This window comes from Ectobacillus funiculus (assembly GCF_004138295.1).
Lineage (GTDB): Bacteria > Bacillota > Bacilli > Bacillales > Bacillaceae_G > Ectobacillus > Ectobacillus funiculus.
In genome coordinates this window covers 1-12,722 of record NZ_SCFM01000052.1, presented here as the reverse complement: position 1 = coordinate 12,722, position 12,722 = coordinate 1, and the positions used below count along the sequence as shown (strand labels likewise).

12 protein-coding genes are annotated in these 12,722 nt (G+C 40.1%); 6 read left to right on the top strand and 6 right to left on the bottom strand.

The genetic code is table 11. The features are described 5' to 3' along the window. Nucleotides 1-39 precede the first annotated feature (39 nt). Nucleotides 40-876 carry a class II fructose-bisphosphate aldolase gene (locus tag EP737_RS21470; RefSeq protein ID WP_129730821.1) on the bottom strand — a complete coding sequence of 279 codons (837 nt, stop codon included), beginning with the start codon at nt 874-876 and terminating at the stop codon, nt 40-42. A 217-nt stretch (nt 877-1,093) separates the two neighbouring features. Beyond that, on the bottom strand, nt 1,094-1,714 hold the full coding sequence (locus EP737_RS21465) for a GntR family transcriptional regulator (RefSeq protein ID WP_425455948.1): 621 nt from the start codon (nt 1,712-1,714) through the stop codon (nt 1,094-1,096). 403 nt (nt 1,715-2,117) lie between these two features. Between EP737_RS21465 and garR the strand changes: the two genes are divergently transcribed. From garR to EP737_RS21450, 3 genes are all read left to right on the top strand, one after another. Next, complete coding sequence (garR, locus tag EP737_RS21460; RefSeq protein WP_129730817.1) at nt 2,118-3,017, top strand: 2-hydroxy-3-oxopropionate reductase; 900 nt, start codon at nt 2,118-2,120, stop codon at nt 3,015-3,017. After that, nucleotides 3,014-4,450 carry a four-carbon acid sugar kinase family protein gene (locus EP737_RS21455; protein ID WP_129730815.1) on the top strand — a complete coding sequence of 479 codons (1,437 nt, stop codon included), beginning with the start codon at nt 3,014-3,016 and terminating at the stop codon, nt 4,448-4,450. The genes garR and EP737_RS21455 overlap by 4 nt, the downstream gene beginning before the upstream one ends. A gap of 166 nt (nt 4,451-4,616) precedes the next feature. Further along, a complete protein-coding gene (locus EP737_RS21450; protein WP_129730813.1) occupies nt 4,617-5,936 on the top strand; it encodes a gluconate:H+ symporter in 1,320 nt (439 codons plus the stop codon). Nucleotides 5,937-7,035: 1,099 nt separating this feature from the next. Here the strand turns inward: EP737_RS21450 and EP737_RS21445 are convergent. Both EP737_RS21445 and rlmD read right to left on the bottom strand, forming a co-directional pair. Next, the gene (locus EP737_RS21445) at nt 7,036-8,019 is read right to left on the bottom strand and encodes a tRNA dihydrouridine synthase (protein WP_129730879.1); all 984 of its coding nucleotides are present in this window, start codon (nt 8,017-8,019) and stop codon (nt 7,036-7,038) included. Between the two features lie 309 nt (nt 8,020-8,328). Further along, the gene (gene rlmD / locus EP737_RS21440; protein ID WP_129730811.1) at nt 8,329-9,717 is read right to left on the bottom strand and encodes a 23S rRNA (uracil(1939)-C(5))-methyltransferase RlmD; all 1,389 of its coding nucleotides are present in this window, start codon (nt 9,715-9,717) and stop codon (nt 8,329-8,331) included. A 221-nt stretch (nt 9,718-9,938) separates the two neighbouring features. Between rlmD and EP737_RS21435 the strand changes: the two genes are divergently transcribed. Continuing rightward, entirely contained in the window at nt 9,939-10,280 is a 342-nt protein-coding gene (locus tag EP737_RS21435) for a PadR family transcriptional regulator (protein WP_129730809.1), read from the top strand. Beyond that, entirely contained in the window at nt 10,259-10,555 is a 297-nt protein-coding gene (locus EP737_RS21430; protein ID WP_129730877.1) for a VanZ family protein, read from the top strand. Before EP737_RS21435 ends, EP737_RS21430 begins: the two co-directional genes overlap by 22 nt. Here the strand turns inward: EP737_RS21430 and pdaA are convergent. Then, nucleotides 10,500-11,294, bottom strand: coding sequence for a delta-lactam-biosynthetic de-N-acetylase (pdaA, locus tag EP737_RS21425; RefSeq protein WP_129730807.1), 795 nt, complete (start codon nt 11,292-11,294; stop codon nt 10,500-10,502). The genes EP737_RS21430 and pdaA overlap by 56 nt on opposite strands. A 195-nt stretch (nt 11,295-11,489) precedes the next feature. Between pdaA and EP737_RS21420 the strand changes: the two genes are divergently transcribed. Next, a complete protein-coding gene (locus EP737_RS21420; protein WP_129730805.1) occupies nt 11,490-11,927 on the top strand; it encodes an Hsp20/alpha crystallin family protein in 438 nt (145 codons plus the stop codon). A gap of 183 nt (nt 11,928-12,110) precedes the next feature. Here the strand turns inward: EP737_RS21420 and EP737_RS21415 are convergent. Beyond that, the coding region (locus tag EP737_RS21415; protein ID WP_205650999.1) for a fumarate hydratase C-terminal domain-containing protein at nt 12,111-12,722 on the bottom strand (612 nt) is incomplete at its 5' end.

The following is a 12,722-nucleotide window of genomic DNA, read 5'->3' as shown; positions in this document are numbered from 1 at the left end:
ATAAGTACCCCTTAACAAAATTAAGGGTCTGTTGCTCTTTTATTTTTTTGATAACAAGCGCACAAATTTCGTCATTACTGGCTCCATTGCTTGCTGCATTTCTGCCATGATGGTAGATAGATGAGCCGTTTGTTTCTCTTTAGCATATTTTTCAAGATAAGAAACAGCCGCCATGGAAATTTCTGTATTGACGTTTACTTTACAAATGCCTAATTCGATTGCTTTCTTTAGAACATTTTCAGGTGTTCCAGAACCGCCATGCAGAACGAGCGGGATACCAACTGCTTCACGAATCTTTTCTAGAAGAGCTAAGTCAATTTTCGGTTCGCCCTTGTACATTCCATGAACAGTGCCAATTGCAGCAGCTAAAAAGTCAATGTTTGTTTCAGCCACGAATGCCTTGGCTGATTGCGGATCTGTTAAAGTTCCATCCCCTTCTTCTTCGTCTGAGAATGCCCCCCTTGCCACAGAGCCGATTTCTGCTTCAACAGAGACTCCTGCCATATGGGCAATTTCCACAATCTCTTTGGTAAAACGGATATTTTGTTCAAGATCATATTTAGATCCGTCGTACATAACAGAGGTGAAGCCAGCTCGAATTGCTCGAATAATTGATTCTTTTTCATAGGCATGATCAAGATGCAGTGCAACCGGAACCTTTACCTTTTCAGCCATTGCTTTGATCATGGCTGAAAAACCTTCAACATCCACTGTAGGAAAATAACGTTCTCCGAGAGCGATAATCACAGATGTACCTTCCCGCTCGCTCACTTGGATAGCAGCTTGGGCTGTTTCTAAGTTATACACGTTAAAAGCCGCCACAGCATATTTGCCTTGTTGTGCCTGTGTTAAAATTTCTTTTGTATTCATTAACATGATCGTTTACTCCTTACTTGATAGATTAAGTTAAGAGAATTGTATACGTTTTTATAATTTTTGTATACAATTTATTTCATTTCTAGATACTATTTGAATGAATTAAGGTGAAGCGTACATAAGTAAAACACTTGTATTGTTGGGGGAACACGACAAAAATGCCCTCAGAATTCAATGAGGGCACTTTTGCTTATTAATCAGCTGTTTGTAGAAGATACTATTCATTACTCATTATGTGCAGATAAAAATTCAAGTCAGTTTCTAAGTGTTTTTTCATCAAAATTTCGGCCTTTTCACCATCTCTTGCCTTGATTGCTTCATAAATTTCTTCATGCTCATCAATAAGATGTGGACGATTATAGATAACAACGGTTTTTCTAAACAAATAAATAATCGCCTGCATCCGATCAATAATATCAATCATGACAGGATTATTACTTGCTTTCACAATATCATTATGAAAGCTTTCATTGGCAGACATGATTTCCTCTTTAGTGCCCTTTCTGCCAATCTCAACATACTCGTGCAGTTTTTCAATTTCATTTTCTCTTAAAAAGTTTGCCGCACATCGAGCTGAGTACCCTTCTAGCAGGATCCGGACATTAAACATATTCCGTAAGTCCTTCTCCGTTGGATTTACCACTCTCTTTTTAACAATTAGTCCTTCATATTCTAATTTTCGTATCGAATCCCTTATCGGTGTTCTGCTGACGCCAAGCTCAGCAGCGATTTTTTCTTCGACAATCTTAGTACCGCCAGGAAGCTCACCATTTAAAATTTTATCACGAAGAATTTCATAACAATGGTGATACGCCAGCCGTGAGCTGTTACTTTCAATCACAAATTTCACCCCAGTTTTTCATTTCTAATTATATCCATAGTACCAAATTATTTTAATAAAATCATGCTGGAGAAAAAAGTAAAAACCACATTCAGTATACGGAAAACAAAAAATGTACACGAATACAACAAAAAATGTATACAAAAATTATTTTTTAGTATACAATGAAACCGTAAACAACGATGTAAGCGATTGCTTACAAGCTTTCAATTCCAAGGCAGAAAACCTAATTGAAGATGATGAAAATGGGAAAAGCTATTTTTTTAAGAGGTTATCTGCTTTTCATAGGACGATGTTAAGACTCATTGTTGATTTGCAACATGAAAGCGAGCGCTTGAAGCGGAAATCAAAAGACAAATTAACTGAGCCTTTCACAAAAATGTATTGGGAGGAAAATAGCATGACAAAAAAGGTTGGCTTTATCGGATTGGGCATAATGGGAAAACCTATGGCTTTAAACCTTATTAAAGCAGGACATACATTAACAGTTAATGATTTAAATCAAGAGGCGGTACAAACATTATTGGAAGCGGGTGCAACAGTAGCTCGTTCACCAAGAGAAGTAGCAGAAAACAGCGAAATCATTATCACAATGCTTCCGGCATCGAAACATGTACAATCTGTTGTTTTAGGCGACAATGGAATTTTAGCAGGAGCAAAAGAAGGCTCCATTATTATCGACATGAGCTCCATTACTCCTGCTATTTCAATTGAACTTGCAGAAGAAGCTGCCAAAAAAGGCGTCGGCTTCCTAGATGCACCTGTCAGCGGCGGAGAACCTAAAGCAATCGACGGTACATTAGCCATCATGGTAGGCGGTAAAGAAGATGTGTTCGAAGCGGCAAAATCAGTTTTATTCGATATGGGAAGTGCGGTTACATTAGTTGGAAATAGCGGCTGCGGAGTTACAGCAAAATTAGCGAATCAGATCATTGTAAACCTTAACATTGCTGCAATGTCAGAAGCGCTTATCTTAGCAGCTAAAGCTGGAATCGATATCGAAAAAATGTATCAGGCGATCAGAGGCGGATTAGCAGGAAGTGCGGTACTGGATGCAAAGGTTCCATTAATTCTTGAAAGAAACTTTGCTCCAGGCGGAACCATTGCTATCAATATGAAAGATATTACTAACGTAATGGATACAGCTCATGAAATTGGCGTACCGCTTCCATTATCAAGCCACCTATTAGAAATCTTCCATGCGCTAAAAGTAGATGGAAAATTAATGGATGATCATGGTGGCATCGTACAGTATTACGAAAAACTAGCAAATGTTGAAGTAAGGGGTTCTAATCAATGAGTTCAAATAAAAGATTAGTGGAAGAAGTTTTTAGCAAAATACCTTTTGTCGATACAAGCCTTGTGAATGAAATGATTGAGAAAGAACTTAAAAATTTAAATAAAAAAATCATCGTACTGGATGATGACCCAACTGGTGTTCAAACAGTTCATGGAATTTCTGTTTATACAGACTGGTCTTTGGACAGTATCGAAAAAGGCTTCCAAGAAGAGAACTCCATGTTCTTTATCTTAACAAATTCACGTGGATTTACAGCTGCTGAAACAACAAAAGCGCATCAAGAAATTGCTGCAAATATCGTGGAAGCAGCGAAGAGGAGCAATCGCGAATTTACCATTATCAGCCGTGGTGATTCAACATTAAGAGGCCATTACCCGCTGGAAACTCAAGTATTAAAAGAAACAGTTGAAGCCAACTCTGATATGAAATTTGATGGTGAGGTAATCCTTCCATTCTTTAAGGAAGGCGGACGCTTCACAATTGACAATATCCATTATGTTCAATATGACGAGTATCTCGTCCCTGCAGGAGAAACAGAATTTGCGAAAGATCGTACCTTCGGCTATACCAAATCGCATTTAGGCGAGTGGGCTGAAGAAAAATCTAACGGTGAATATAAAGCGGAGAATATGACGTATATTTCACTTGATAGCCTGCGTGCACTAGATGTTGAGACAATTGAACAGCAATTACTGAAAGTTGAGAACTTTAATAAGGTCATTGTGAATGCTGTTGACTATGCGGATGTTAAAATCTTTACCATTGCTTTGATTAGAGCGATGAATAAAGGAAAGAACTTTATGTTCAGAAGTGCAGCTGCACTTACGAAGGTTATCGGGGGCGTAAGCGATAAAAACCTGCTCACTCGTGAGGAAATCATGAGTGAAGACACAAACAATGGCGGATTGGTCATTATCGGTTCACATGTTAAAAAGACTACAGAACAGTTTGAAGAGCTGAAAAATTCAGATACTGTTGAATTTATTGAGTTCAATGTTCATCTTGTACTAGAGCCTGAAAAATTCGAAGAAGAGCTTGCTCGAGTAATAGCGATGACAAATAAGCTTATTATTGAAGGAAAAAATGTTGCCGTTTATACAAGAAGAGAAAGATTGGATCTCGGAGAAGGCAAAAAAGAAGAAGAATTAAAGCTATCAGTAAAGATTTCCGATGCAGTTACCAGTATTGTAAAACGGTTAGAAGTAAGACCTTCCTATATTATTGCTAAGGGCGGTATTACATCTAGTGATGTTGGGACAAACGGTCTTGAAGTTAAAAGAGCAACAGTAGCAGGTCAAATTCGACCTGGAATTCCAGTCTGGACAACAGGCAGTGAAAGCAAGTTCCCGGGAATTTCCTATGTTATCTTCCCAGGAAACGTTGGGACAAAGACGGATTTAAGAGAAGTTGTTGAAATGCTAAGCAAAAAGTAATCTAAATGTCCTTTTAAGTTTGGCCCTGAGGTAAGGAGTAATACTCATCATATAGTCTTTCAGCAAGAATTTTTCATCATCAAGAATTAGATTATAGAATTTGAGTAAACTCCTTACGGAAGAGGGCCTCTTTTTATGAAGCCAAATAAGAGAAGAGGAAGAAAAAATGCCAATTATTTCAGTTACTATTGGGGTTGCCCTATTATTAGTATTAATGATGGGCACAAAGTTAAACGCTTTCGTATCATTAATTATCGTTTCGCTAGTGGTAGGAATCCTAGAAGGAATGACACCGATTGAGGCAGTCGGGTCCATTGAAGCAGGGCTAGGCGGAACACTTGGACATCTTACGATGATTATTATCTTTGGTGCCGTACTTGGTAAGTTAATGACTGATTCAGGCGGTGCGCAGCGGATTGCGACGACATTGATTAATGCTTTTGGAGAAAAAAGAGTTCAATTGGCTGCTGTTGTTACAGCTGCTATTGTTGGAATCGCTTTATTCTTTGAAACTGGGGTTGTTGTTTTAATTCCATTAGTATTTACCATTGCTACAGCTGCTAGAGTACCGGTACTATATCTTGGTATGCCAGTAATTGCTGCCCTGATTACTATGCATGGATTTGTGCCTCCGCACCCTGGTCCAACTGCGGTTGCAAATGTTTTTGGAGCAAATATCGGTTTAACTATGATTTATGGAATCATCATTGCCATTCCTGCATTTCTTCTTGCAGGTCCAGTTTATACAAAATTATTTAAAAAAGAATCGTTAGAAATTGAAATTCCAAAAGGCCTATTTAATCCTAAGCAATTTAAAGAAGAGGAACTTCCTAAATTCGGAATCAGTCTTCTCACTGCTCTTTTACCAGTTATTCTAATTGCGTTACAAGCGGTTGTAGAAATTTTTGCACCTAAATCGGCCATTGCACCGTTCACTGATTTTATCGGTAATGCGAATATAGCCCTGTTAATTTCAATCATTGTTGCCATCTTTACATTCGGTTTAAATCTTGGTAAAAAAATGCCAGAAATTATGCAATCTCTTAGTGAAGCTGTAAGCGGTATCGGGATGATTCTATTAATCATTGCTGCTGGTGGCGCATTCAAACAAGTACTGGTTGATAGCCATATTGATAAATATATTTCTGGTCTTATGGCTGGCTCTACCCTTTCACCGCTGCTTTTAACTTGGCTGATTGCAGCAATCCTAAGGATAGCAGTAGGATCTGCAACTGTAGCAGGTATGACAGCAGCAGGTATTGCTGCACCACTTGTCGCTTCAGCTGGTGCAAGTCCAGAATTGATGGTATTAGCTGCTGGTGCAGGAAGTGTTACCTTCTCACACGTGAATGACGCAGGCTTCTGGATTTACAAAGAATACTTTAACCTATCCATCGGAAAAACCATTAAAACATGGTCTGTCATGGTAACGATTATTTCTTTAGTCGGACTTGCTGGTGTCCTAATCTTGGATATGTTTATATAACCTATAAAAAAAGGCTTTGTTTTTCGGACAAAGCCTTTTTTATTTATCTCCGAGTTTTTGATTGAATAAGCTGATTTGACATTACCTCTTCCCCTCATACTCCTACTTCTATGTTAGGATAAGTCTTTTAGGAAACTCCTATTACGGTATTCTCGCTAAGACCAAAACTCCTAACCAAGCTCCCCTAGTTGAAGACAAACGAATGCAGTAACCAAATAATAAAGCCATACCAGCCAAATCCTTGGAATATATAGCACCTTTATAAAATTATTGCTATCATAATTTCATTTGATTAAACTATTAAAAAAGGAGTCATTAAAAAGCATTGCTATGTTTTTTAAGAATATTGCTGTCAAAATTAAGAATATTGCCACTTTTCCGTTTTCTTTAAGAAAATTGCTCTTTTCCACCAATCCTGTTCAGTTATGGTATAAAAGTCTCAAAATAATTACTATTAGTCTTTAAAGCTTGGACAAACGATATTATTCCTTTAAAGGCTCTACACCAAAGTCTGTACTTGATGCTGAATATATACCTTCTTTAGCCACTTACATGTAACAAAATTACAAGGAATATTCAGGATAGCTAATAAGGCATATTTTTGCAGAAAACTCAAGGATTGTTGCAATTAGGCTTGGTGACTCAAGTATAAGAACAGCTCGTGATATCTATTCATATATAACCCCGGGAGGCAACAAGAAACAGCATAAAAATTCGGGGAAGCAATTTGAAAAGGCAATGGATAAAATGGGATTAACCACATTTTATCCATTGCCTTAAAAATCCTTTTATTTTAAGGTTAACACTGTCACTGCCTCCACATGCGTGGACTGTAATTGACAACACAAGAAGTGTTGGTGATTTTACAAAAAAATAAAGGAACCAGTAACACCTGATTCCTTTAGCAATATTTCATTTAAAGCGCCATTTAGCTGTGTTTTTCACTTGTAGTAACACATATAAAGTAAAAATTGGCGGGAATGGGTCCGGTTCAGGACCACCTTCACACCAGCCAATTAACTGCTAAGTATAAACACTAACTTTTTGGAGACACACCAGTTTAACGTCCTACTTCGCTTTCACCTTGAATTGGGCCCTTCTACTGTTCCCCCATTCCATCAAGATTCTTTGACCCAAAGTTATCGAGCAATGCACGCACTTCATCTGTTGACGCTGTACTCATTAATTGATTTCTTAATTCACTTGCGCCTCGGAACCCACGGACATATATCTTAAAGAATCGCTGAAAAGCCTTGAACGGACGCAGCTCCAATTTTGAATATTTATCATGGAGATCCAGATGCAATCTTAAGAGACTAAGCAATTCCTCACTACTGTGATCTTTCGGCTGCTTTTCAAAGGCAAATGGATTATTGAAAATACCACGCCCAATCATAATCCCATCAATACCGTATTGATGAGCGAGCTTTAAGCCAGTTTGACGGTCAGGGATATCCCCATTGATCGTCAAGAGTGTATCTGGTGCCACCTGATCACGAAGTTTCTTAATCTCCGGGATTAGTTCCCAATGAGCATCTACTTTGCTCATTTCCTCCCTTGTACGCAGATGAATGGAAAGGTTGACAATGTCTTGTTTCAATATGTGTGTCAGCCAGTCGTGCCATTCGTCTATCTCAGTGTAACCAAGCCTTGTCTTTACACTTACAGGCAATCCTCCTGCTTTTGCTGCTTGTATTAAATCTGCTGCAACTTCTGGACGACGGATAAGACCGCTCCCCTTCCCGTACTGTGCCACATTAGGTACAGGACAGCCCATATTGATATCTATACCCTTAAACCCTAGTTTTGCCATACCAAAACTCATTTGCCGAAAGTATTCAGGCTTATCCCCCCAGATATGGGCTACAATTGGTTGTTCATCCTCTGTAAAAGTCAAACGCCCACGCACACTATGGATCCCCTCTGGGTGACAATAGCTCTCCGTGTTTGTAAACTCTGTAAAAAACACATCAGGTCTGGCTGCTTCACTCACTACATGGCGAAAAACAACATCCGTAACATCTTCCATTGGTGCCAGTATAAAAAAAGGCCGTGGTAAATCACGCCAAAAATTATCTATCATATTCAAACTCAAACCCTCTCATTATGGGATACCAGGCCAACCCCTTACCCAAAATTTAAAAGCAAGATGTTTCCTACTTCCTATACACTTATACCATGCTTCATCACTTTTTATCAAACTGATCGGACATGTTCATTTTCATGAAATCAGGGTTTGCTAAAATCCACCCTATCAACTAGCATTCCTCTGTTCGAGTTAAAATAAAGTTTTGCTAAAAAAGATGACCCCTGTGCAATACAGAGATCATCTTCTTCGAGCTGCATGACCTTTTTTAAAGTGTCCTTTACAAAGGGTACATTTTACAAAGGATTAGTTGCCTTTCTTTAAAATGAGTTGCAAGACACACTCCACATGCGCCGTATGCGGAAACATATCCACCGGCTGCACATACGAAACCTCATAATCCCCTAGCAGCTTCGCCACATCTTTCGCAAGGGTAGATGGATTACAGGATACATACACAACCTGCTTCGGCTTCACCTTCAAAATTGTATTTAGCAACATACCATCACAGCCTGTTCTCGGTGGGTCTACCACAATGATATCTGGCTTCCATCCTTCCTTCACCCATTTCGGAAGAACCTGTTCTGCTTTTCCGGTCACATACATCGTATTGAGGAAGCCATGCTGCTTCGCGTTCTTTTTTGCATCCTCAATTGCTTCTTCAATGATATCCATGCCGCGAACCTCAGCCGCTTCGTTCGCCAGCCATAATCCAATCGTTCCGACGCCGCAGTATGCATCAACTACCTTTTCCTTACCTGTTAGCTTTGCTGCCTGCTTTACTTCATCATATAGCTTCACTGTTTGCGTGGGGTTGAGCTGGAAAAAGGCACGAGCTGATAGCTCAAATTTTAAATCTCCTAAAGCCTCCTGAATAAATTCCTTTCCAGCAAGGCGGAATGTTTCGTCTCCAAAAATGATAGAGGTACGCTCACCGTTGATGTTTTGCATAATCGATTTGACCTGCGGCAGAGCAGTTTGTACCTGCTTTACAAATTGATCCTTGCGCGGGAAGTCCTCTCTTGCTGTTACGAGCACAAGCTGGATTTCTCCTGTTCGAACAGCAATGCGCGTCACAATCGTGCGAACTGCGCCCTTATGCTTTTTCTCATTGTAAATAGAGATACCAAGGTTCTCTAAAATTTGTTTTACCTTTTGCGTTACTTCGTTTGTTGCCTTGTGCTGAATCATACAATCAGAAATATCTACAAGCTCATGCGAATTTAAGCCATACAAGCCGGCGATGACTCTGCGGTTGTCAATACCAACCTGAAGCTGGCTTTTATTTCGATAATGCCATGGGTCCTCCATTCCGATTGTCGGGCGGATGTCGAGCTTATGAGCAATTTGTTTTGTATATCGTTCAAAAGCCTGAACAACAATGTCACGCTTTTGTTCGAGCTGTCCTTCATATGAGATATGCTGCAGCTGACAACCGCCGCACTGCTCATGCACCGGACAAGGCGGTGCCACGCGCTGCGGAGATTGCTTACGGATTCGCTTGACTTTCGCTTCGGCAAATCCTTTTTTGATTGCAGTAACCTCAGCGACAACCTCCTCCCCTGGCAGTGCGCCCGGAATGAAGACAACCTGTCGTTTGAAATAGCCGACTCCTTCTCCGTTAATACCGAGACGTTTAATGGTTACTGGGAAGGTTTGTCCCATTTGTAATTTACTTTCTTGCGTTGTTTCCATGGTTCCTCCTACTCAATGCTCCTCTACACATTTAGTGAAGCATAGCTGCCATACGGCGTATATTCTTCCTTTATTATTTCCAAAAATGAATTATCTTGTTTTAGCTCTAAGCTAAATAATTTTCATCCTTTTAAACATGCAGCTCTTATTATACGTTACAAGCCGGATTTCGTAAAACCAGCCCATATATGTCGTGTTACAATTTTATCGGGTTATAAAATATGGATAAAGGGATTCTAAAAGGAAGTATTGACATTTTATTACTTTCAATCATCGCGCAGCATGATACATATGGCTATGAAATTGTGCAGAAGCTGAAGCAGCATAGCAATCAATCCTACAGCATGAGCCAAGGAACTTTATATCCCGCTCTAAAACGCATAGAGCAACGGGCATTAATTGAGTCCTATTGGGGTGAATCAGACACGGAAATGAAAAGGAAATTTTATCGTATGACAGCAGCGGGACGATTAGAGCTGCAGGAGAAATTAACCGCTTGGGATCAAATTACAGAGCTGATTCAAATCTGTAGGAAAGGAGCATCCGCAGCACACGGAGCCTAAAAGCAGCCGCTCTTCTGTTCATACGGTTAATCACATATATAGAGCTGCTTCAACTCATTACGCTTGCAGGTGTGTTTGATATTGATGATATTATTCTGAATGTCGCTGGCGCATTGCTTGGCTATAGTATTTGGAAGGTATTTCGGAAATTTCGAATTGCAAAGCAAACAAAAAGTCCGATTCATACTAAAAAACTGCAGGCATCTTGCCTGCGGTTTTTTAGTAGTTCACCTCTGGACCAAATTTCTCTCTCACTAAATCATCCAGGCTCTTAAATTGATAGCCCCGCTTCCGTAAATCATCGATAATTTTACTGAGTGCTTCCGCATTGTCACTGGATACAGAATGTAAAAGAAGAATTGATCCTGGATGAATCAGGTTCATTACGTTATCATATGCATATCGCCAGCCTCGTTGTTGTTCGGTTTTCCAATCGATGAACGCAAGCGACCAGAAAACGTTATGATAGCCCATTTCACGTGAAATTGCCAATGTACGTTCACTAAATATTCCGCGCGGCGGACGAAGATATTTCATTTCCTTTTGACCAGTTAGGTCCTTTACAGCCTTTTCAATCATAATAAGCTCTTCGCGGAATTTCTCGTCACCGGTGGTCGTTAAATCCGGATGGTGCCATGAATGATTTCCAATAATATGCCCTTCCTTCGCCATTCGTTTGACAAGCTCAGGCTGGTCTTTAATATAATGACCGGTAATAAAAAAGGTCGCCGGTACCTTTTTCTCCTTTAGCACATCCAAAATCTTTGCTGTATAGCCATTTTCATATCCATTGTCAAACGTTAAGTAAATGTCCTTTTTCTTCGTATCACCAAGATAAAAGCCATCGTATTTTTCAATAATTGAAGTAAACTCTTTTCCTGCATCAGGCGGCGTTTCATCCTGGTTGCGCGGAATGCCCCAATGCTTCGCCTCGTTCGAGTAAGCATAAGTAAAGGATGGCAGTAAGGCTAAAAACAATGCGAGTACGGTCATGATGCAAAGGCTTTTTTTCATGCCGAGTCTCCTTTCCAAAATGGTTCGTACTCGTAGGTTTTGTTACCTGCTTTCGCTTCATTCTGCACAGTTTCTTCCATATCGCTCCTGGGCTCCATTTATAGGGAAAATTGCTAGTACATTTCTACAGTACTTTTTTCAACATCGCAAATAATAAGAGCGCACTTCATCTTATTAAAAAAGGAGCTGTTACAAATGGGATTGATACCATACGATCCATTTAGACAATTAGCTAATATGCAAAAGGAATTTGATCATTTCTTTACGGACTTCCCTTCTCATTTTGGGAATCAGCATAATATAGGCGGTATCCGGGTTGATGTACATGAAACAGAAAATGAGATTATTGCCACATGTGATATTCCCGGGCTCCAAAAGAAAGAGGATGTTGACATTGAGGTTGAAAATGACATGCTGATGATTAGCGGCTCAATTCATAAATCCCACGAGATGAAAGAAGAGAATACACATCGGAGAGAACGTTATGTCGGCCGTTTCCAACGCGTAGTTTCGCTTCCAAGTCCTGTATCAAATGTAGGTGTAAGAGCTTCTTATAAGAATGGTGTGCTAGAAATTCGCATGCCGAAGTCTATGAAAAATCAAAGAAGAAGAGTTCACGTAGAATTCCATTAAAATCCACGAAAAATGACTGAGCGACACCCGCCCAGTCATTTTTCCCTTTTTACACTATAGGAAAGTAGAAATTTCCAGCTAGAAGCCAATTCGACGTAGTCGGAAATTTTAGGCATCCAGTATAAGTGCAACTACGCCTCTGTCTTCGCCCAAAAGTAGGGCTCGCCAGTCGGCGAGTTGTCTTTATTTAAATACCGGCTCTTTAAATTGTGCCAATCTTTCTAACGATGTTTTGTCGACATCCGCATGAAGGCTGTTACCGTGAGAATCCATTGTTACAACTGCTTTAAAGCCTTCTACACGCAAATGCCACATTGCCTCAGGAATACCAAACTGAAGGAAGTCTACCCCTTCTACTTCCTTGATGCATTCTGCATAATATTGCGCTGCACCGCCGATTGCGTTTAAATATACGCCGCCATGCTCCTGAAGTGCAGCAAGGGTTTTCGCTCCCATACCGCCTTTTCCGATAACAGCGCGGATGCCAAATTTCTTCATAATGTCGCCTTGATATGGCTCCTCGCGAATACTTGTTGTCGGACCAGCGGCTTTAATGTGATATTTGCCCTCGCTATCCTTCATCACAACCGGACCGCAATGGTAAATCACTTGTCCATTCAGGTCAACCGGACAATCATTATCTGTTAAATGCTTATGAATTGCATCACGTCCTGTGTACATCATGCCGTTAATCGTAACAACATCACCAACGCGAAGCTCGCGAATTTGTTCTTCTGTGATTGGTGCCTGCAGTACGATTTCACGCTGCTCCTGTACGTCTGCTGCTTCTGCCGC